We start from the raw sequence: 21,861 nt of genomic DNA on the forward strand, positions 1-21,861 counted from the left end.
GCATCTGTCGGGGAGGAAATGTATTGTCGCCTGAAGAAATCAAGTCGCGTGTCGGTTCAGGGCTCTTGTCTTTCCCGGTCACGCACTTCACACCGGACTACCAGCTCAATCTGGACAGTTACCGCCGGCACGTTGAATGGCTGTCGGGCTTCGGAGCAGCTGCCCTGTTTGCCGCCGGAGGTACCGGCGAGTTTTTCTCGCTGTCGCCCGCTGAAGTCGGACAGGTCACTCGTGCGGCGAAGGACGTATCGGGCGAAGTTCCGATCATAGCCGGGTGCGGCTATGGCATGTCACTTGCCCGCGAGACAGCAAGGATCGTCGAAGACGCAGGCGCAGATGGTATTCTTCTCCTGCCGCACTATCTGACCGAAGCGCCGCAGGAGGGTATTTTTGCCCATGTAAAAGCAATCTGCGATGCAACTGGCCTTGGCGTCATTCTCTACAACCGCGCCAATTCGGTGGCCAACGCAGATACAGTGGCGCGCCTGGCAGATGCCTGCCCCAATCTGGTCGGGTTCAAGGATGGGACGGGCAAGGTAGACCTCGTGCGACATGTCACGGCCAAGCTTGGTGATCGGCTCTGCTACATTGGCGGCATGCCGACTCACGAGCTCTTCGCGGAAGGTTTCAACGGGGTCGGCGTAACGACCTACTCGTCCGCGGTTTTCAATTTCGTCCCGAAACTGGCGCAGCGCTTTTATCGCGCAATGCGCACCGGGAACAAAACCGTCATGGAAGAGATACTTGGCACATTCTTTTTTCCGTTTGCAGCTTTGCGCGACCGCAAGGCTGGGTACCCGGTTTCCATCATCAAAGCGGGTGTCGACCTCGTCGGATATGGGCCCGGTCCCGTGCGCCCGCCACTGACGGATCTCGATGGCGAGGAACGGGAAATACTGCGCGAACTGATTGCCGCCGGGGGCGGCTGACCGGCAGGTTGGGTCGGTGCCGGGAGGATAACGCCTGTCCTTGATATACTCACCGTTTCATCTGGGAGGAATGTAATGAAAACGACGTCTCGCATTATCGCTATGGCAATTGCTGGCTGGACCGGCTCGGCCGCTGCGCAGAATACTGCGGAAATCAACATCGTTCTGCCGGAGCAGCCGGCAACCCTGGAACCATGTGGTACAATTATCACCAATGTCGGCCAGATATTGAGCCGTAACGTCGTCGAGCCGCTGACCAATATCGATCCGGCCAGCGGTCAGCCGGTAGCCGGTCTGGCAACTGAATGGACGCAGATCGACCCCAATACATGGAGGTTCAAGCTGCGCGAGGGCGTGAAGTTTCAGGACGGTGCCCCATTCAACGCCGGGGCCGTCAAGTTTTCCATCGAACGGATGACGGGCGGCAAGGTAACGTGCAGCAATATTGCCAAGTTCGGTGACGCCAGGCTCACCGTCACCGCAATCGACGACCTTACAGTTGAAATCAAGTCCGACACGCCTCAACCCATTTTGCCGACCCTGCTAAGCGTGATCATGGTGGTCTCTCCAAATACGCCGGCAGACAAGGCCGTAAACGACCCCGTGGGCACCGGACCCTTCAAGCTCTCAAGCTTTACATCCCAAACCGTTGTACTGGAATCATTCGATGGCTACTGGGGCAAGAAACCGGCCATTGCGAAAGCCAGTTATGTCTGGCGTCCCGAATCCGCGATCCGAGCGGCGATGGTCCAAACCGGCGAAGCCGACCTGACGCCGTCGATTGCAATCCAGGATGCAACAAATCCGGAAACGGATTTCGCCTATCTGAACTCGGAGACCACTGCGATCCGCATTGATGCAGGGTTCGCCCCGCTTGATGATGTTCGTATCCGCAAGGCGCTGAACCTTGCCATCGACTGGGAAGGCCTTTCCCAGCTCTTCGGCAAGGATGCGCAGCGTGCTTCGCAAATGGTCGTCAAGGGTATCAATGGTCACGATGATGCGTTGGCTGCCTGGACCTTCAATGCAGCGCAGGCACGCGAACTGATTGCCGAAGCCAGGGCAGCCGGTGTTCCGGTCGATACCGAAATCGAGCTGATCGGGCGCAACGGTATCTATCCGAACGGCTCGGAAGCCATGGAAGCCATGATGGCGATGTGGCAGGATGTCGGCCTGAACGTGAAACTCACAATGCTCGATGTGAACGACTGGTTGCGTTATCTGCAAAAGCCCTTCCCGGAAGGGCGCGGCCCCAACCTCTTGCAAATGATGCACGATAACAACAAGGGTGACGCCGCTTTTACCATTCCGATCTTCTACACCTCGGCCGGTAGCTATTCGACCGTGAGCAATACCGAGCTCGACAAGGATGTGGCCGATGCTATGGCTGCGACCGGCGAGGACCGTTCGGCAAGGTTCAAGGCGATCTTTTCCAAGGTTCACGGCGAACTGGCGGTGGACATTCCGATGTTCCACATGATCGGCTATACAAGAGTGGGAACAAGGCTGAACTGGAAGCCGGACATCACCACCAACAGCGAAATACCGCTTGCCAATATAGGTCTGAGGAACTGAATCATTCCGATTCCGGAACAACGCGGAAGCTGTTTTTCGCGTTCGTTCGCACTCCAGATGAATCCAAAGGCTCCGTATGATGTTAGGCTATATCGGCCGACGGGCGTATCACAGCACCATCTCGGTGATCGGTCTGCTAACGCTTGTCTTCTTCCTCACGCGTTTGACCGGTGACCCGTCTGCGCTCTACTTGCCTCTGGACTCGAGCGTCGAAGCGCGCGAGGCGTTCGCGCGCCTGAATGGTCTGGACCAGCCGATCCATACACAGTTCCTGCACTATCTGCGAAACCTCCTTTTTCTGGATTTCGGCCAATCCCTGCGCCAGAACCGCTCGGCGATAGAGGTAGCGCTCGAGGCGTTCCCAGCCACCCTGAAACTCGCCGCCTTTGCCATGACGCTCTCTACGGTTCTTGCTGTGATCGTTGGCGCGCTGGCCGCAGCGCGCCCCGGAAGCCTGTTCGATCGCGTCGCCGGCCTGGTTTCGCTCACCGGTGCCAGCATGCCCGATTTCTGGATCGCGATTGTCGGAATCCTCGTTTTTGCCGTCGGACTGGGCATGCTGCCCACCTCCGGCACAGGTACTGCCCTGCACTGGATCATGCCGATCGTCGTGCTCATGCTTCGTCCATTCGGTCTTCTGGTTCAGGTGGTCCGTGGTACAATGATCTCGGCGCTTGCCGCCCCCTACATCAAGACGGCTCACGCGAAGGGTATGAAGCGCAGCCGGATCATCTTTGGACACGCGTTGCGCAATTCCCTGCTGCCGGTCATTACCGTTGCCGGCGATCTTTCCACTGGTCTCATCAATGGCGCGGTAGTTGTAGAAACGATTTTCGGCTGGCCTGGCATCGGCAAGCTGATGATTGACTCGATCATTCAGCGCGACTTCGCCGTCGTGCAATCGACAATCCTGGTAACGGCTATCGCCATCTTCATCGTCAATATCGCGATCGACCTTCTCTACGTCGCTCTCGATCCGCGCATTCGCTACTGAGGAACTCGATATGGTCGACGGGACGATGCCCTTGCCGAAACTGCCTGGAAATCTACACCAGCTCGCAATTTACCTCAGGCGTGACAGGCTTGCATTGTGCGCAGCGCTCTTCCTGATCCTGCTTATTGCCTGCGTGGTTTTTGGGCCTCTGCTTGTCGGCGAAGCAGCGAGCAGGCTGGGTCTGAGGCAGCGAAATCTGCCACCCTTTTCGCTCGAGCAGGGATTTATCTATTTTCTCGGTGCAGATACACTTGGCCGACCGATATTGGCACGTCTAATCGTCGGCGCGCAGAACACGCTCGGCATCGCGGCTGCAGCCGTATTTTTTTCGATGTTCGTTGGCGGCACACTTGGCCTCATTGCCGGTTATTCGGAACGCTGGTATTGCCATGCCATCCTGCGTCTTGCGGACGTCATCATGAGTTTTCCCTCATTGCTGCTCGCGCTGATCGTGCTTTATACACTCGGCCCCAGCATGATGAATCTTGTCATCGTTCTGGCGATCACGCGCATGCCAATATTCATCCGAACGGCGCGGGCAGAAGTGCTCGAACTACGCGAGCGCATGTTCGTGAGTGCTGCGTTGTCCATGGGCGCAAGCTCCCGCCGCATCCTGTTTCGGCATATCGCACCTCTGGTCCTTCCAACGCTGGTAACGATCGCGGCTATCGACTTTGCAACTGTGATCCTGGCCGAATCCTCATTGAGTTTCCTCGGCCTTGGCATTCAGCCTCCAGATTTTACCTGGGGCGCGATGGTGGCCAACGGGCGTGGGTATCTGGCATCGGCATGGTGGATCGCCTTCTGGCCTGGACTGGCAATTCTTCTGACGACCCTTTCCCTGAACATCCTCGCCAGCTGGGCCCGGACCGTTGCCGATCCGCTTCAGCGCTGGCGGTTGCAATCACTGCGAAAGTCCAGCCGATGACCGGGACGGACAAACCCATTCTCCGGATCGACAATCTGACGGTGGACTTCCTGTCGGAGGCTGACCCTGTACGCGCTGTCGATGACGTCTCCTTCTATGTCTGCCCGGGTGAGACACTGGTCATCCTTGGCGAGAGTGGATCGGGCAAGAGCGTCAGCACCGGAGCGGCCATGGGGCTGATCGACTGCCCACCGGGCGATGTCGTCTCCGGTTCGCTGGTGTTCGATGGTATTGACCTTTCGCACCTTGATGAGGAAGGACAGCGCGCGTTGAACGGCCGGCGTATCGCCATGATCTTTCAGGATCCGCTTGCCTATCTCAATCCGGTCTACACCGTCGGACGGCAGATCGCCGAGGTATTCGAGAGTCACGGCGAAGGTGAAAGGGGTGCTGTGCGCGACAAAGTCGTCCAGCTCCTGCAACGGGTTGGCATCCCTGAAGCAGAAAAGCGGATCGACTATTACCCGCATCAGTTTTCCGGCGGACAGCGCCAGCGCGTGATGATTGCCATGGCGATTGCCCTTAAACCGGACATTCTAATCGCGGACGAACCGACGACGGCGCTCGACGTCAGTGTCCAGGCACAGATTCTCGACCTGCTGCGTGAGCTTCAGCGGGAAACCGGCATGGCCTTGATCATGATCACCCACGATCTTGAGGTTGCAGCTGCCATGGCGGATCGTATCATCGTCATGAATGGCGGCAAGGTTGTGGAAAGCGGCAAGGCCGAGGAGGTCTTTACCAGTCCGGGCCACGCCTATACCCGTCGGCTGATGGCGGCCGTGCCGCAACGAAGCTCGGAAAGACAGAGCGCGCGTCGGGCGGTCGAGAGCGACGTCCTTTTACAGGTAGAAAACCTGAGCAAGCACTATATGCTGACCTCCGGCCTCTTCTTGCCCAAGCGAGAATTCAGGGCGGTGGACGATGTCAGGTTTGTCCTGCATCGTGGAGAAACGATTGGAATTGTCGGCGAATCCGGATCGGGAAAATCCAGCATCGCACGCATGCTTCTACGACTGAACAATCCGACATCGGGCAGGGCACTGTTTGCCGGAAAGGATATTTTCCAGCTCGAGGGCAAGGCACTCAATGGTTTTCGCAGGCGAGTCCAGATGGTGTTCCAGGACCCCTTCGGCTCCATGAACCCGCGGATGAATGTACGGGCAATCATCTGCGAGCCGCTGGCGATCCACCGGGATATCCTGCCGCGTTGGCGCTGGAACGATCGTGTGGTTGAGTTGCTGGAGCTTGTTGGGTTGAAAGCGGAGCACGCCGACCGTCATCCTCACCAGTTTTCCGGCGGCCAGAGGCAACGTATCGCCATAGCAAGGGCACTCGCCAGTGATCCCGAGCTGATCGTGTGTGATGAGGCCGTATCGGCTCTTGATGTCTCCATCCAGATGCAGGTGATAGAGTTGCTGAGTGAGCTGAGGCAGCGCCTCGGCCTTTCCTACCTCTTTATTACCCATGATCTGCCGATCGTGCGCGAATTTGCAGACCGTGTGATTGTTATGCAGAAGGGAAAGATCGTGGAGGAAAATGAGACCGAAGCGTTGTTCGCGTCCCCCCGCCACCCGTACACGCAAGCGCTGCTCAGTGCGGTGCCGAAACCGAAATGGATTGCCAATCGACCAGTGGCACCAGCCGTTACCTGAATAATGAGCGTTCTGCCGCAAAATGATCCCGATCTGGATGCCATCAGAGGCGATATTCGATTTACGGACGGCCATCATTGGGTCTCGATGTCCTTGGCAGGGCTGCAGACGCTTGAAGCAGGATAAAGCCGGTCAATAGACGGGAGAAATTGAGCCCCTTTACGGGTCAGGAAGTCCTGAAAAGCCTTCATGGCGGGTGACAGCGTGCGGTCTGTTCTTATAACCGAAAACCATTGGCGGCGTATGGGCATGCCAATGACGTCGAGGATCGCCAGCTTGCCGAATTCCAGTTCGAGCGCAATCGTGTGTGCAGAGATGAAACCTATACCCAATCCTGCCATTACGGCCTGCTTGATCGTTTCATTGGATGACATCTCAGTGCCAAGATCGTCGAGCCGACCGGGCAGTTCACTTAAGAAAATCTCCAAAGATATCCGTGTTCCGGAGCCCGGCTCACGGACGAGGAAGTGCTCCTGGGCGATACGCTCCTTGGTAATGTCGCGGGATTTGGCAAGCGGATGATCCGGTGCGGCGATCATCACGAGCGGATGATCCCCGAACACGGTTGAACGAAGCGGAATATCCTTGGGCGGGCGCCCCATCAGCGCCATGTCGACCGCATGGCTTTTAAGGGCAGCAATCGTCTCGGCGCGATTGCCGATGGCCAGCTTTATGGCGATATTCGGATGTTGTTTGCGAAAAATCGCCATTAGCTGTGGTGCGAAATATTTTGCAGTTGAAACCACGCCCAGTATCAGGCTGCCAACGCGCAGTCCCTTGATCGCATCGATTTCGTCCTCAAGCAGTCGCAGACGCTCTTCCAGCATCTGTGCTGCGTCAAGGAAGGCTAGCCCGGCCAGTGTCGGACGAAGGCCGTCATTTGTCCGGTCAAACAAGATAAGTGCCGCCTCTTCTTCAACAAGCTTGAGCTGAATCGTGACCGCAGGGGGCGTCAGGCCAAGCGCGTTCGCGGCACCGGCGATTGTGCCATGCAGTCTGATTGCCTGTATTGCTCGCAATTGCTTTAAAGTCAGGTTGCGCATGGCTATGTTTAATTTATTTTATTGAGATAGTAAATATAATAAATTTTACTTAGTGCAAGTTCCCTGTTTCGATAACCCTGGCCTGACCCGACCATGATCAGGCGGGGAGGAATATCATGACAGCGACACTGGAGGCCTTTCTCGCAACCTTTGCCGACGGCGACGACACCATTCACATCCCGGTTTCCAAAGTGGTGCGCCGCTTGGCGATCACGGCTGTTGAGATCAGAAATACAATCAATCAGGGCGTGCTGGGCAAGGCGTTTTCACACAATAGTGGCAGCAAGAATGCCGATGGCGATGCCCAGAAGGCGCTCGATATTCTGGCCGACGACATGTTTTTGGAGTCCATGCGGCAGGCGCCGGTTGCCCTTTATGGTTCAGAGGAGCTGGCGCATCCGGCGCTGCTCGATCCTGACGCCCCTCTGGCACTTGCCATTGATCCGCTCGATGGGTCTTCCAATATTGATACCAATGTCTCGATAGGGACTATCTTTTCCATCCTCCCGGTGGTTGGCCAGCCCGACAGCGAGCCTGGCGCTTCTTTCTTTCAGAAAGGCGAACGCCAGCTCGCTGCCGGTTTCTTCATTTATGGGCCGCAACTCGCACTGGCTCTGACACTGGGAAGCGGAACGCACATCTTCGTATTCTCCTCACGCCTGGGTACTTTTGTCCAGGCTTATGACAGTGTCGTCATTGCCGACAGGTCGCATGAATTTGCGATCAATGCTGCCAACTATCGTTATTGGGATGAAGCTGTGCGGCTCTATATTGACGATTGTCTCAAGGGAACGGAAGGTCCGCGCGAAAGAGATTTCAACATGCGCTGGATTGCATCGCTGGTCGCTGAAACCTATCGCATTCTCATGCGCAGCGGCGTCTTCCTCTATCCCGGCGACAACCGCAAGGGCTACGGGGATGGTCGCATCAGGCTGATTTATGAGGCCAATCCCATCGCCTTTCTGGTTGAGCAAGCCGGTGGATCGGCAACCGATACGGCGACACGCATTCTCGATCTGATCCCCAAGTCCATGCATCAGCGCGTCCCCCTTGTCTTCGGCTCATCCAGAGAAGTCGCCCGCATCGGTCGGTATCATTCGGAACCCAGCAATATTGGCGAACGCGCGCCCCTGTTCAGCAAGCGCGGCCTGTTCCGGGTCTGAGGAGGAAACATGTCTGCAAAGCATCCCATCATCTCAATTACCGGATCCTCAGGCGCCGGAACCACCTCCGTCAAGCGGATTTTCGAGCAGATATTCCGCCGCGAGAACATTGAGGCCGCTTTCATCGAAGGCGATGCCTTCCACAAGTACGACCGCAACGCGATGAAGGCCAAGGTCGCGGAAGAGGAAAACAAGGGCAATCCAAACTTCACGCATTTCAATTCCAGTGCCAATGAACTGCAAAAGCTCGATGAGACATTCGAAGAATATGGTCGCAAGGGGACCGGCAAAACCCGCACCTACATCCATGACGATGCGGAAGCGGAGCTCTATGGCACACCGGCAGGAACCTTTACCGAATGGCGCGGCTTTGATCCCAGCGATCTGCTTTTCTACGAGGGGCTGCACGGTTGCGCGGTAACCGAAGATATCAATCTGGCCCGGCATGCGGACCTGAAGATTGGAGTTGTTCCCGTCATCAATCTTGAATGGATACAGAAAATCCATCGGGACCGTGCCACCCGCGGCTATTCCACGGAAGCGGTCATGGATGTCATCCTGCGGCGTATGCCCGATTATGTCCGGTACATTACTCCACAGTTTACCCTGACTGACATCAATTTCCAGCGCGTGCCGATTGTCGACACATCGAACCCGTTCATTGCGCGGTGGATACCCACGCCCGATGAATCAATGCTCGTTATCCGCTTTGCCAGACCACGGGGTATCGATTTCCCCTATCTGCTTTCGATGATCAATAATTCTTTCATGTCGAGGGCCAATTCAATTGTCGTCCCCGGCAACAAACTTGATCTGGCCATGCAACTCATCCTGACACCGCTGATCATGCAACTGATCGAACGCAAAAACCGGGCATCGTGAGGGAGACACTGATGAGTACCTATCTTTTGAGGCAAGAAAATCGTGAAGCTGCCAATGTTCGTGAACGGGATATGACCAGCGCAATCCGCGCCTTGGTCATGGACAGTGTGCAAAAAGCCAATTCCGGGCATCCTGGCATGCCGATGGGCATGGCCGATGTGGCTACGGTTTTGTTCAACCGCTTCATCAAACTCGACCCTCTGCATCCGCTATGGCCGGATCGTGATCGGTTTATCCTGTCAGCCGGGCATGGCTCGATGCTGCAATACGCCTTGCACTATCTCATCGGATATCCGGATATGCCCATAGAGGAATTGCAGCGTTTTCGCCAGCTTGGCGCAAGGACGGCAGGACACCCGGAGTATGGCCATGCGCAAGGTATCGAGCTAACAACAGGCCCGCTGGGTCAGGGCATTGCTACCGCCGTGGGGATGGCGCTGGCCGAGCGTATGCTCGCGGCACGTTTCGGTGAGGATATCGTTGATCACCATACCTATGTAATTGCCGGAGACGGGTGCCTGCAGGAAGGCATCAGCCACGAGGCAATAGATCTCGCCGGTCACCTGAAGCTTTCAAAGCTGATCGTGTTTTGGGACAACAACTCCATTTCAATCGACGGGCCGACATCGTTATCGACATCCTTGGATCAACTTGCGCGATTCAGAGCTGCAGGATTTCACGTGCAGGACATAGATGGCCACGATCATGAAGCGATCGCGCAGGCGATTGCACAGGCGAAAATTTCCAGGCAGCCATCGCTGATTTCCTGCCGCACATTGATCGGCAAAGGGGCGCCGAATATGCAGGGAACTGAAAAAACCCATGGCGCTCCTTTAGGAGACGCGGAAATCGCAGCAGCACGCCAGGCCATGGGCTGGGCGCATGCGCCTTTCCATGTCCCTGAAGACATACTTGAAGCATGGCGCGAAGTCGCACGCAGGGGGGCAGATGAACGGCGCGAATGGTGTGTGAAAACAGCGGCGTCGCCTTTTGGTGATGAGCTCAGGCAAGCGGTGAAGAAAGAAATACCTGAAACGGTTTTCAAGGATTTGCGGGCTTTTCGTCGCCTGCATGTGGAAAAAGCCACCAAAGTTGCCACCCGCAAAGCGTCTGAAATGGTGCTGGGCATCATCAATAATGCCACCGATCTGACCATAGGCGGCTCTGCCGATCTGACCCATTCGAATCTGACGATTACACCCGGCATGAAGCACATTTCGGCAAGTGATTTTTCCGGACGCTATATTCATTACGGCATTCGCGAACATGGAATGGCAGCTGCGATGAACGGCCTGGCCCTGCATGGCGGGTTTGTTCCCTATGGCGGTACGTTTCTGGCATTTTCAGACTATGCGCGCGGCGCCATGCGCCTGTCGGCATTGATGGGTCAGCAGGTCATTTATGTCATGACGCATGACTCGATAGGTCTTGGCGAGGATGGACCGACCCATCAGCCGATCGAACATCTGGCGATGCTGAGGGCCACGCCGGGCCTGAATGTCTTCCGCCCGGCCGACATCATTGAAACGGCCGAATGCTGGGAACTTGCACTTCGACACAAGGACCGTCCCAGTGTCATCGTCCTCTCCCGCCAGAACCTGTCGATGCTTCGTCCGGCCGACAGCGAGGAAAACCGTTCGAGCCGCGGTGCTTATGTCCTGCGGGAGCCGGCGGAGCCGCGCGCTATCACGCTTCTTGCAAGCGGCTCGGAAGTAGAGATTGCCTGCACCGCCGCCGACATGCTGCGGGGCCAGTACAAAATCCCTGCCGCAGTCGTTTCAATGCCTTCATGGGAATTGTTCGCGATGCAGACCCCGGCCTATCGCCGGTCTGTCCTTGCCGCAGCTCCGCGCATTGCCATCGAAGCGGCAGCGAGACTGGGCTGGGACCGGTGGATCGGTGAAAAGGGTGCATTCATCGGCATGCAGGGTTTTGGTGCCAGCGCCCCTGCACCCGATCTCTACAGGCATTTCGGCATCACACCAGAAAACATCATTGCCACCACACGCAAGCTCATGAGCTAGGAGGAGTATCGACTATGGCCCGGATTACCTTGCGACAATTGCTTGATCATGCAGCCGAACACAGCTATGGCGTGCCAGCCTTCAACATAAACAATATGGAGCAGGGGCTTGCCGTCATGGAAGCCGCTGCGGTCTGCAAGGCGCCTGTCATCCTTCAGGCGTCTCGCGGCGCACGGTCCTATGCAAAGGACGTGATGCTGGCGCGGATGATCGACGCGCTTGTGGAACTGTACCCCGGCATTCCCATCTGCCTGCATCAGGATCACGGTAACGATGAAGCCACATGCATGACGGCAATCCGCCATGGGTTCACTTCAGTGATGATGGACGGGTCGCTTGAAGCAGATGCTGCAACGCCTGCATCCTATGAGTACAATGTGGGTATCACCCGCCGCGTCACATCAATCGCTCATTGGCTGGGGGTTTCCGTCGAGGGTGAGCTTGGTGTGCTCGGCTCGCTGGAGAGCGGTGAAGCCGAAGCCGAAGATGGACACGGTGCAACCGGTGTGCTCAGCCACAGCCAGCTTCTGACCGATCCGGATCAGGCCGTCGATTTCGTACTGCGCACCAAGGTTGATGCGCTGGCCATTGCCTGTGGCACGTCGCACGGCGCCTACAAGTTTACCCGGGCCCCGGATGGCGACATTCTGGCAATGGATGTTATCGAGCAGATCCACCGGAAACTCCCGAACACGCATCTTGTAATGCATGGCTCGTCCTCCGTACCTCAAGCCCTGCAGGACGTCATCAACCGCTTCGGCGGAGAAATGCCGCAGACCTATGGAGTGCCGGTCGAGGAGATCGAACGGGGCATCAAGCATGGCGTGCGCAAAGTCAACATTGACACGGACTGCCGAATGGCAATGAGCGGGCAATTCCGCAGGATCGCCACGGAAAGCCCATCCGAGTTCGATCCGCGCAAATTTCTCAAACCCGCCATGGATGCCATGCGCGATCTTTGCCGCGACCGTTTCGAGCGGTTCGGAACGGCCGGTCACGCATCGAAGATCAAGGTTGTTGAGCTTGACGAAATGGCCAGACGTTATGCAGCGGGCCTGCTCGATCCTCAAATCGCTTCCGCCAGAGCTGCATAAAGCAAAAACATTCAAGGAAAGGACCACAACATGTCGAGCAATTCGGAAACGGTCACCGGGAAAGAGCGCTACAGGTCGGGCGTCATGGAATACAAGAAGATGGGCTACTGGGAGCCCGATTATGAGCCGAAGGATACGGATATAATCGCACTCTTCCGCATCACGCCGCAGGACGGGGTCGATCCGATAGAAGCTGCGGCCGCTGTCGCGGGTGAATCGTCAACTGCCACCTGGACCGTGGTTTGGACCGACCGGCTGACGGCAACGGAAAAATACCGCGCCAAGGCCTATCGCGTTGATCCTGTTCCCAATGGGGAAGGCCAGTATTTCGCTTATATTGCCTATGATTTGGACCTGTTCGAGCCGGGGTCGATTTCGAACCTGACAGCATCCATTATTGGCAATGTTTTCGGGTTCAAGCCGCTCAAGGCGCTACGTCTCGAAGACATGCGGCTGCCGGTCGCCTATGTTAAAACATTCCAGGGGCCGCCAACGGGAATTGTCGTCGAGCGCGAACGTCTCGACAAGTTCGGACGTCCATTGCTTGGCGCAACGGTCAAGCCAAAGCTTGGTCTTTCCGGCCGCAATTATGGCCGCGTGGTCTACGAGGGGCTTAAAGGCGGGCTGGATTTCACCAAGGATGACGAGAACATCAATTCGCAGCCATTCATGCATTGGCGCGAGCGCTTCCTCTATTGCATGGAAGCGGTCAACAAGGCTCAGGCTACAACGGGCGAGATCAAGGGCAGCTACCTCAATGTCACTGCGGCGACCATGGAGGATATGTATGAGCGGGCCGATTTTGCCAAGGAGCTGGGCTCGAATATCGTCATGATCGATCTGGTGATCGGCTACACGGCCATCCAGTCCATGGCGAAATGGGCACGGCGCAATGACATGATCCTGCATCTGCACCGCGCTGGCCATTCGACCTATACAAGGCAAAAGTCGCACGGCGTTTCCTTCCGCGTGATTGCCAAGTGGATGCGGCTTGCGGGTGTCGATCACATCCATGCCGGAACGGTCGTCGGCAAGCTTGAAGGCGACCCGGCAACCACACGTGGATACTACGATATCTGCCGCGAGGACTTCAATCCGATGCAATTGGAAAATGGCGTGTTCTTCGATCAGCACTGGGCTTCACTCAACAAGATGATGCCCGTGGCTTCAGGCGGGATACATGCGGGCCAGATGCACCAGCTCCTCGATCTTCTGGGCGAGGACGTCGTCCTGCAGTTCGGCGGAGGCACTATCGGCCATCCGCTCGGCATCGCTGCCGGGGCAACAGCCAATCGGGTCGCGCTCGAATGCATGGTGCTCGCCCGCAATGAAGGACGCGATATCTTGCGTGAAGGTCTCGATATTCTGCGGATGGCCGCGCGCAACTGCCAGCCGCTGCAGCAGGCGCTCGAGATCTGGAAGGACGTGTCCTTCAATTACACCTCAACCGATTCACCGGACTTCGTTCCAACCGCAACAGCAGCCGAATAGGAGACAAAGATGCGAATTACTCAGGGAGCATTCTCATTCCTGCCCGACCTCACGGACGACCAGATTACCAAACAAGTACAGTACTGCATCGACAATGGCTGGGCGGTAAGCCTCGAATTTACGGACGACCCACACCCGCGTAATACCTATTGGGACATGTGGGCTCATCCGGTGTTCGACAATCCGGACGCTGCCGCATTGATGATGGAATTGCGGGAATGCCGCAAGGTCTATGGCGACAGGTATATTCGGCTGGTGGCATTTGATAATTCCCATGGGTGGGAATCAGTAAAGCTCTCATTCCTCGTCAACCGGCCTGCCGAAGAACCAGGGTTCCACTTGGCCCGTCAGGAGGGAGAAGGCCGCGTGGTCCGCTACACGACCAGCTCCTATGCAACCGACAGACCGGCGGGGCAGCGCTATGGCTGATGCAACCATGACGCTGTCCGCCGACACCGCGGGCGGCCCCCCTGGAGTAGTCGACCTGCGCGCGCAGTATGTCGAGTCCGGGGTCAAGGGCGTGCTTGACGAACTTGATTGCGAATTGATCGGCCTGAAACCGGTGAAGCAGCGCATAAGGGAAACGGCGGCCCTGCTGCTGGTGGAACGCGCGCGCCGCAGCCTCGGACTTGCGCACGAGACGCCGACGCTGCACATGAGTTTCAGCGGCAATCCGGGCACTGGCAAGACGACTGTGGCGCTGCGTATGGCAAACCTCCTGCATCGTCTCGGCTATATTCGCAAAGGGCATCTCGTGTCGGTCACCCGCGATGATCTGGTTGGCCAGTATATTGGTCATACCGCACCTAAAACCAAGGAGATACTCAAGAAGGCCATGGGCGGTGTCCTGTTTATAGACGAGGCCTATTATCTGCACAGGCAGGAGAACGAGCGCGATTACGGGCAGGAGGCCATCGAAATTCTGCTGCAGGTCATGGAAAACCAGCGTGACGATCTCGTCGTTATTCTCGCGGGTTATGGCGACCGCATGGACAAGTTTTTTGAGAGCAATCCGGGGTTCCGCTCGCGCATAGCCCATCATATCGACTTTCCGGACTACAGTTCCGATGAACTGCTCAGCATTGCAGAAACCATGCTGGCCAAGCAGAACTATAATTTCGATGAGCCAGGCCGCGTGATCATGGCCAATTATATAGAACACCGCCGCCAGCAGCCGCATTTTGCCAATGCCCGCTCGATCCGCAATGCATTAGACAGGGCGCGCCTGAGACATGCCAACCGGTTGTTCGAGGCATCGAACGGGCCAACCGATTCAACGGCCCTGTCCACAATTACGGCAGAAGATATCAGGGGCAGCCGTGTTTTTGCTCAATCGACCGGGAAGGAAAAAGCGCCATGAGCCACGAGATATTGATCGCACCATCTGTCCTGTCAGCGGATTTTTCTCGTCTTGGCGAGGAGGTGGAAGACGTGATGGCCGCCGGCGCTGACTGGGTGCATCTGGATGTCATGGACGGGCATTTCGTGCCGAACATCACCTTCGGTCCGCAGGTCATAAAATCCATCCGCAACAGGACCAGGGCCATATTCGACTGTCACCTCATGATTGCACCGGCCGACAACTATCTGGCTGCCTTTGCCGATGCCGGTTGCGATTTCATAACTGTCCATGCAGAAGCCGGGCCGCATCTTGACCGTTCCCTGCAGGCCATTCGCAGCCTTGGGAAAAAGGCTGGTGTGTCGCTCAATCCCTCTACGCCCGAAAGCGTTATCGAGTATGTGCTGGACCGGCTGGACCTGGTGCTGCTGATGACGGTCAATCCCGGATTTGGCGGGCAGGCGTTTATTCCGGCGGTCGTTGAAAAGATCAAACGTTTGAAGGCACTCATTGGCAAACGGCCGATCCGGATTGAAATTGACGGTGGTGTTACGCCGCTGACAGCGCCTCTTGTCGCCGCTGCGGGCGCAAATGTCCTTGTGGCTGGTTCGGCAATCTTCACGGACGGCGGAAAGCTCGCCTATGCGGGTAATATTTCCGCTATCCGCGAGGCCGCCAAACACGCTATTCAACACCGGGCTGCCTGAACGGAGAAAAATATGGCTGCAATAGCACCTTTATGCGATTTTGGCTGGCAGGCCGTGGACGCAACACTCCTTGGTGTGGATGGAAAACGGTATTCGATCCTGTCGCAGGCGGGAAACCGCGGTCTGGTCGTTGCATTCATCTGCAATCATTGTCCCTATGTGAAGGCGGTCATTCAGCGCATTGTCCGCGATGCCCGCGATTTGAAACAGCTTGGCATCGGTTTTGTTGCGATCAATGCCAATGATCCCATCGCTTACCCATCCGACTCCTATGAAGGAATGCGGACATTCAGTCGCGAGAATGGCCTGCCTTTTCCTTATTTGCACGATGCGGATCAGAGTACCGCGCGTCTCTACAAAGCCGTCTGTACGCCCGATTTTTTTGGATTCAACGCGGCAGGAAAACTGCAATATCGCGGGCGTCTGGATGAGTCGCGCAAACAGGTGGCCAGTGCTGATTTGCGCCGTGACCTGTTTGAGGCAATGGTGGAAATTGCCCAAACGGGGTCCGGGCCGCGCGAACAGTTCGCCTCGGTTGGCTGCTCCATCAAGTGGCGTGATGAGTAAAATACACCCGAGCCTTTACGTTCATTTGAATAGGTAAGGCTCGGGTGGTGGAAATGCTGCCGGCATCAAGGATCGGCGGGCTTATTTGGAATATTGTTTGAGATATGCCTCAAGATTTGTAATGTCGGTTTCATCCTTGAGACCCGCAAAGGCCATTTTGGTGCCTTTGACCTTCGCCTTGGGATCATGGAGATACTCGCGTAAGCTGGCACTATCCCATACCAGACCGGCAGCGCCTGCAGCCTTCATGGCCGGCGAATAATTAAAGCCAGGATGTGTTCCTGCTGTCCTTCCAAACAGGCCGTTCAGCGAAGGTCCGACCTTGTTTTTGTCGCTGTCGGCTACGTGACAGGCCGTACATTTCTTGAAAACCGTTGCTCCGGCCGTCGCATCCCCCTCCTGAGCCGTGGCTCCCCCAGCATAAACAATAGCAACCGACAAAGCTGTCAGCATAACAAAATATCGCATGGCATTTCCTCATATTCGCCAAGGGTGCCCTCAGACGAGTACTGGTGCCAGTTTCCATGCACCGTCACCACCATTTTCAGCTGGATATTGCAATTGAATGTCCAATTGATCGCAGCCATTCCAAAACGTTACCTGTGGCTTGGCATAAGTCAATCACCTCGGGCAGGTAATAACGCCGCAATCTCACATCCAGGTTTTATGTGGCTGCATGATTGACGCCGGCTTACAGGAACCGTAACTTGATCTGGATATTTCTCATCGGGCACCTTGAGATTCCGGCTGTAACCTTGCTTTGCATTGGCTCTTATTGGGACGTTTGCGGGCGGGGGTAGGATTGAGGGTGTTGAATGGACGTTATCGACCTCATTTTAACCATTTGCCTCGTGTCGGACCCGTCAAGCTGCCGGGAAGAGCGATTGCATTTTGAAGACAGGGGCGGGATCACCAATTGCCTGTTTCTGGCACCTACCGAAATTGCAAAATGGAGTGAGGAGCATCCCAAGCTTCGTGTTGTCCGGTGGAAATGCGCATATCCCACCGGCGAGACGACGTTATAGGATTGTAAACTGCGGGACAGCCAACCGGTCTGGGAGGACAGTGTGGGATCATATCGACTACCGGGCCGTGCCACCTTCCTGCTGGCGTTGCTGCTTGGCCTGTTCTTCAGTCAAATGGCCGGAGCCGTTGAGAAGGTTCGCGTGGGCGTATTGCGATTCGGGACCGTCAACTGGGAGCTGGACGCCATCAGGCATCATGGGATCGACAACAAGTACAATATTGATCTTGATGTGCGTTTTTTTGCCAGCGAGGATGCCACCAATGTGGCAATGATGGCCGGGGACGTTGATATCATCGTTGCCGATTGGCTGTGGGTGTCACGTCAACGTACATCCGGTGAGGATATAAGCTTTGCTGCGTATTCCAGCTCCGTTGGAGCATTGATGGTACGCGATGGCTCGCCTATTAAAAAACTTGCCGATCTGAACGGCAAGAAGATTGGCATTGCTGGCGGTCCGCTCGATAAAAGCTGGCTGCTCATACAAGCGCTCGCAAAGAAACAAGCGCTTGATCTGCCTGCACAAAACGAGATTGTTTTCGGCGCGCCGCCACTGCTTGCAGAAAAGGCGGAACAGGGCGAACTGGATGCCGTTTTGAATTTCTGGAATTTTTGTGCACGGCTTGAGGCGCGGGGCTTTCATCGTCTGATCAGCACGAGCGATGCTGCAAGAGATCTGGGCGCCACAGGTGCCGTCTCGGCGATCGGATTTATATTTCGCGAGAAATGGGCCCGTGACCATCTTGAGCTTATTGAAGCGTTTCTCAAAGCCAGCCGTGATGCGAAGAAACTGCTCGCCAGTTCCGATGAGGAATGGCAACGGCTCTCTCCTGTCATCAAGACGGAGGGGCGCGAGCTGCAGGTGCTGCGCGACCGCTATCGCGAAGGCATTCCCCGCCGTTCCGTCGAAGAAGAAGAGGAGGATGCCGCAAAACTCTATGCAATTCTTGCCGAACTTGGTGGTGAGCGACTGGTCGGACCTGGCAAAACATTGGCTCCCGGAACGTTTTGGAGGACGGAGTGACGGACCCGGCCCTGCTCTCCAACTTCCGGACAGGAAAAGGCGGGAGTTCACGGCAGTATTGGTCGTCGGTCACGATGGGATGCATGTCCTTTGCAGTTTTGCTCATCGCCTGGCATATCGGAGCTTCGCTTTGGCCAAGCCGATCCTTTCCCGCGCCCCTTCTCGTCTTGCAGGCCTTTTTGCGTGAGACAGCCAGCGGCGACATGGCCTATCACCTGGGCATGACGCTTTGGCGGGTCGCAGCCTCGTTCTTTCTGGCCATGCTGATCGGCTCTGCCATCGGCGTTGCGCTCGGAAGGCACAGGGGCGCTGATCGGTTTTTCAATCCCTGGGTTATACTGTTCCTGAACATTCCCGCTCTGGTGATCATTGTGCTCGCCTATATCTGGTTTGGTCTCAACGAGGCAGCGGCTATCGGAGCAGTCGCGCTTAACAAGATTCCCAATGTTGTTGTCACGATGCGCGAGGGCGCACGGGCTTTGGATGTGCGCTATGGCGAGATGGCTAAAATTTACCGCTTTGGCCGAATAGACCGGCTGCGTCATATCCTGTTGCCGCAACTGCAGCCCTTCATAGCCGCAGCATCCAGATCCGGCATTTCCCTCATCTGGAAAATAGTGCTTGTCGTGGAACTGCTGGGCAGAGCCAACGGTGTCGGCTTCCAGATCAATCTGTTTTTCCAGCTATTCGATGTCGCTGCAATCCTTGCCTACACTTTGGCATTCGTTGCGGTGATGCTGTTTATAGAACTCGTATTGGTGCAGCCTCTTGAACAAACATCCACACGGTGGCGCCGCCACGAAGCTTAAGGTCGACATAGAAGAGAAGTCATTCCGGTCATCGAATGGCGAAGCTGTCACCGTGCTTGAGAATTTGCATTTTGAGGTGGCGCAAAACGAGTTTGCTTGCATTGTGGGGCCGTCCGGATGCGGCAAGACGACGACACTGCGCATATTGCTGGGGCTCGACACCGATTATCGCGGTACAATGCAGCTCTCCGGACTGGCCCAGCCTCGCATAGGAGTGGTGTTTCAGGAGCCGCTCCTGCTTCCATGGCGCTCGGTTGAGCAAAATGTGCGTCTCGCGCTGCCCGATCACCTCAAGGACACAAATCTCGATGCGCTTTTCAGCACATTGGGCTTGTCCCGGATGAGAACGTTCTACCCGGGAGAGCTTTCGCTCGGGTTGGCACGCAGAGCATCAATTGCACGGGCCCTGGCCATTGAACCTGATATTCTGGTGCTGGATGAGCCTTTTGTTTCTCTTGACGAACCCACGGCCCGGCAGCTTCGTCACCTGCTGATGGGCGTGTGGGCGGAGCGACCGACAACGGCTCTCATGGTCACGCATAATATCAGGGAAGCCATCCTGTTGTCCGATCGGATTATCGTTTTGTCGGATCGTCCCGCACATGTTATCGGAACCTTCGACATCAAATTGCCCCGCCAAAGCAGAACCGAACAGGCAATGCGGGACATTCTCAGGTCATTCCACGACAGATTTCCGGATGGAGGAGCCTGACATGGCCGGACATTCACGCCGAACCTTTCTGGGTACCGGATTGCTGCTTGCCGGCTGCTGTATGTCCCATGCACGATTTGCCAGCGCAAAGGTGGCCGGAGATGAGGCGCTTCCCGTCAAGGAAATAGCGGAAGGCATCTTTGCATTCACCGGCGCGCCGGACATGATGAGTACCGCCAATGAAGGCGAAATATGCAATATTGGCTTCATTGTCGGTAATAAGGGTGTTGCCGCCATCGACAGCGGCGGCAGCGCGGCGGAGGGCAGAAGGCTCGTGGCGGCAATTCGAGCCAAAACGGACAAGCCGATTCGGTATCTCATCAATACTCATATGCATCCCGACCACATTTTTGGAAACTCGGCTTTTGAAGGCACTGGAGCCGTTATAGTGGGTCACCACAATCTGGGACGGGCATTGGCCAATCGCGGCGATTACTATCTGCAAAGTTATCGTGCGATCCTCGGTCCCGAACTCATGTCCAGCATCAGGATAATTCCGCCTGCGATAAATGTTGCCGGCGAGCAGGAGCTTGATCTGGGCAACCGCAAGCTGACATTGAAAGCCTGGAAACCGGCACATACCGACAATGACCTGTCTGTGTTCGATCAACGGACACGGATTCTGTTCACCGGTGACCTGTGCTTTACCCAGCATATCCCCACAATCGACGGGTCGCTGCTTGGCTGGATCAGGCAGCTGAAGGATTTAAGGGAGATTGATGCCGACATGGCCGTTCCCGGGCACGGAACTGTTCCGGTCCCCTGGCCAAAGGCACTCGACGATGAAAGTCGTTATTTCGACGTGCTCACCAGGGACATTCGCATGGCGCTTGCCAATGGCCACTCCATAACGGATGCAATCCGGACCGCCGCCCAAAGTGAACGCGGCAAATGGCATCTTTTCAACCAGTACAATGAGCGCAATGCAACTGCTGCCTATGCCGAACTTGAGTGGGAATAGCTGTTTGTTGGTGTTTGCCAGATCATCGTGCCAAGTGGTATAATAATAACTGGCCGGGCACCGCCAACGAAATTTGGTGGAGGCGAACATGACTTTGAATATGAAGCGAACCAATGGTTGTGCTGCTTTGATTGTGGCGGGATTACTTTGGGCTGTCAGTCCCGTGACAGCGGAAAGCCAGAATGTCAGCGCGCCGGAGGCGGCAACATGGAAGAGCCTGAAGAACGATGTTTTCGGGAGCCGCCCAATAGAACAGGGCGAGGGGATCGTCAGAATTGAAGCGCCCAAGCGAGCCGAAGACGCGGCTGTTGTTCCTATTGATATGCACTTTAAAACAGACAGCACGACGGGACGCATCAAGACCGTGACCTTGATCGTTGACGAGAACCCGGCGCCTGTCGCAGCGGTCTTTACATTCGGGCAGAACGCTGGCGTCACCCATCTGGCAACGCGCTTGCGGGTTAATGCCTATTCCTACGTGCGGGCTATTGCTGAAACGGAAGATGATAAGCTGCACATGACGGAAGTCTTTGTGAAGGCTTCCGGGGGATGCTCGGCACCTGCGATGAAGAATCAGGACGAAGCAATGGCATCGCTCGGCAAAATGAAGCTGCGGGTGTTTGCCTCCAATGCGCCTGGCTTGGTGCCCCTGACTCGGGCCACGGAGATGCAGCTGATGATCCGCCATCCCAACAATTCCGGATTGCAGATGGACCAGTTGACGCGATATTATATCCCTGCCCATTTTATCCAGGGGCTCACCGTCTCCCAGGGCAATCAGCTGATCCTGTCGATGCAAGGTGGTATATCGATCTCAGAAGACCCCAATTTTCGGTTCGCGTTCGATGCGAGGACCGGAGAGGAGCTCAAAGTTGAAGCCCTGGATACCGAAGGCAAAAAATTCCAGGGTGAATGGCCGCTCGAATCCTCAAGCCTTTGA

General features: G+C 56.1%; 21 protein-coding genes. 19 read left to right on the forward strand and 2 right to left on the reverse strand.

Annotated elements, in window-relative coordinates:
* The first annotated feature begins 23 nt into the window (after positions 1-23).
* From kdgD to ACYJL1_RS23480, 5 genes are all read left to right on the forward strand, one after another.
* A complete protein-coding gene (kdgD, locus tag ACYJL1_RS23460) occupies positions 24-929 on the forward strand; it encodes a 5-dehydro-4-deoxyglucarate dehydratase (protein WP_460899510.1) in 906 nt (301 codons plus the stop codon).
* 75 nt (positions 930-1,004) lie between these two features.
* Positions 1,005-2,504 carry an ABC transporter substrate-binding protein gene (locus tag ACYJL1_RS23465; RefSeq protein ID WP_460899511.1) on the forward strand — a complete coding sequence of 500 codons (1,500 nt, stop codon included), beginning with the start codon at positions 1,005-1,007 and terminating at the stop codon, positions 2,502-2,504.
* 79 nt (positions 2,505-2,583) lie between these two features.
* A complete protein-coding gene (locus ACYJL1_RS23470; RefSeq protein WP_460899980.1) occupies positions 2,584-3,498 on the forward strand; it encodes an ABC transporter permease in 915 nt (304 codons plus the stop codon).
* Positions 3,499-3,523: 25 nt separating this feature from the next.
* Entirely contained in the window at positions 3,524-4,426 is a 903-nt protein-coding gene (locus ACYJL1_RS23475) for an ABC transporter permease (protein ID WP_460899981.1), read from the forward strand.
* The gene (locus ACYJL1_RS23480; RefSeq protein ID WP_460899512.1) at positions 4,423-6,081 is read left to right on the forward strand and encodes an ABC transporter ATP-binding protein; all 1,659 of its coding nucleotides are present in this window, start codon (positions 4,423-4,425) and stop codon (positions 6,079-6,081) included. Before ACYJL1_RS23475 ends, ACYJL1_RS23480 begins: the two co-directional genes overlap by 4 nt.
* A gap of 74 nt (positions 6,082-6,155) precedes the next feature.
* On the opposite strand, the gene ACYJL1_RS23485 is transcribed toward ACYJL1_RS23480, so the two are convergent.
* Positions 6,156-7,124 carry a LysR substrate-binding domain-containing protein gene (locus ACYJL1_RS23485; RefSeq protein WP_460899513.1) on the reverse strand — a complete coding sequence of 323 codons (969 nt, stop codon included), beginning with the start codon at positions 7,122-7,124 and terminating at the stop codon, positions 6,156-6,158.
* A gap of 113 nt (positions 7,125-7,237) precedes the next feature.
* Between ACYJL1_RS23485 and ACYJL1_RS23490 the strand changes: the two genes are divergently transcribed.
* The 9 genes from ACYJL1_RS23490 to ACYJL1_RS23530 are packed head-to-tail and all read left to right on the forward strand — an operon-like array spanning position 7,238 to position 16,391.
* The gene (locus ACYJL1_RS23490) at positions 7,238-8,287 is read left to right on the forward strand and encodes a class 1 fructose-bisphosphatase (RefSeq protein WP_460899982.1); all 1,050 of its coding nucleotides are present in this window, start codon (positions 7,238-7,240) and stop codon (positions 8,285-8,287) included.
* Between the two features lie 9 nt (positions 8,288-8,296).
* A complete protein-coding gene (locus tag ACYJL1_RS23495) occupies positions 8,297-9,169 on the forward strand; it encodes a phosphoribulokinase (RefSeq protein ID WP_460899514.1) in 873 nt (290 codons plus the stop codon).
* Positions 9,170-9,180: 11 nt separating this feature from the next.
* Positions 9,181-11,193, forward strand: a complete 2,013-nt coding sequence (gene tkt, locus ACYJL1_RS23500) for a transketolase (protein ID WP_460899515.1) — start codon at positions 9,181-9,183, stop codon at positions 11,191-11,193.
* Positions 11,194-11,207: 14 nt separating this feature from the next.
* Positions 11,208-12,287: a class II fructose-bisphosphate aldolase gene (gene fba, locus ACYJL1_RS23505; RefSeq protein ID WP_460899516.1), complete on the forward strand. Its 1,080-nt coding sequence runs from the start codon at positions 11,208-11,210 to the stop codon at positions 12,285-12,287.
* Between the two features lie 30 nt (positions 12,288-12,317).
* Positions 12,318-13,778, forward strand: coding sequence for a form I ribulose bisphosphate carboxylase large subunit (locus ACYJL1_RS23510; protein WP_460899517.1), 1,461 nt, complete (start codon positions 12,318-12,320; stop codon positions 13,776-13,778).
* A gap of 9 nt (positions 13,779-13,787) precedes the next feature.
* Positions 13,788-14,207, forward strand: a complete 420-nt coding sequence (locus tag ACYJL1_RS23515; protein WP_460899518.1) for a ribulose bisphosphate carboxylase small subunit — start codon at positions 13,788-13,790, stop codon at positions 14,205-14,207.
* Positions 14,200-15,138, forward strand: a complete 939-nt coding sequence (cbbX, locus tag ACYJL1_RS23520; RefSeq protein ID WP_460899519.1) for a CbbX protein — start codon at positions 14,200-14,202, stop codon at positions 15,136-15,138. Before ACYJL1_RS23515 ends, cbbX begins: the two co-directional genes overlap by 8 nt.
* Positions 15,135-15,824 carry a ribulose-phosphate 3-epimerase gene (rpe, locus tag ACYJL1_RS23525; RefSeq protein WP_460899520.1) on the forward strand — a complete coding sequence of 230 codons (690 nt, stop codon included), beginning with the start codon at positions 15,135-15,137 and terminating at the stop codon, positions 15,822-15,824. Before cbbX ends, rpe begins: the two co-directional genes overlap by 4 nt.
* Positions 15,825-15,836: 12 nt before the next feature.
* On the forward strand, positions 15,837-16,391 hold the full coding sequence (locus ACYJL1_RS23530; protein WP_460899521.1) for a thioredoxin family protein: 555 nt from the start codon (positions 15,837-15,839) through the stop codon (positions 16,389-16,391).
* Between the two features lie 81 nt (positions 16,392-16,472).
* On the opposite strand, the gene ACYJL1_RS23535 is transcribed toward ACYJL1_RS23530, so the two are convergent.
* On the reverse strand, positions 16,473-16,859 hold the full coding sequence (locus ACYJL1_RS23535; protein ID WP_460899522.1) for a c-type cytochrome: 387 nt from the start codon (positions 16,857-16,859) through the stop codon (positions 16,473-16,475).
* 599 nt (positions 16,860-17,458) lie between these two features.
* Between ACYJL1_RS23535 and ACYJL1_RS23540 the strand changes: the two genes are divergently transcribed.
* The 5 genes from ACYJL1_RS23540 (at position 17,459) to ACYJL1_RS23560 (ending at position 21,861) form a co-directional block, all read left to right on the forward strand.
* The gene (locus ACYJL1_RS23540) at positions 17,459-18,439 is read left to right on the forward strand and encodes an ABC transporter substrate-binding protein (protein ID WP_460899523.1); all 981 of its coding nucleotides are present in this window, start codon (positions 17,459-17,461) and stop codon (positions 18,437-18,439) included.
* Positions 18,440-18,513: 74 nt separating this feature from the next.
* A complete protein-coding gene (locus tag ACYJL1_RS23545; RefSeq protein ID WP_460899983.1) occupies positions 18,514-19,248 on the forward strand; it encodes an ABC transporter permease in 735 nt (244 codons plus the stop codon).
* Positions 19,208-19,960, forward strand: coding sequence for an ABC transporter ATP-binding protein (locus ACYJL1_RS23550; RefSeq protein WP_460899524.1), 753 nt, complete (start codon positions 19,208-19,210; stop codon positions 19,958-19,960). Before ACYJL1_RS23545 ends, ACYJL1_RS23550 begins: the two co-directional genes overlap by 41 nt.
* Position 19,961: 1 nt before the next feature.
* Positions 19,962-20,921 carry a quinoprotein relay system zinc metallohydrolase 2 gene (locus ACYJL1_RS23555; protein ID WP_460899525.1) on the forward strand — a complete coding sequence of 320 codons (960 nt, stop codon included), beginning with the start codon at positions 19,962-19,964 and terminating at the stop codon, positions 20,919-20,921.
* Between the two features lie 88 nt (positions 20,922-21,009).
* Positions 21,010-21,861 carry a quinoprotein dehydrogenase-associated SoxYZ-like carrier gene (locus ACYJL1_RS23560; protein ID WP_460899526.1) on the forward strand — a complete coding sequence of 284 codons (852 nt, stop codon included), beginning with the start codon at positions 21,010-21,012 and terminating at the stop codon, positions 21,859-21,861.

This window comes from Phyllobacterium sp. K27 (assembly GCF_054796155.1).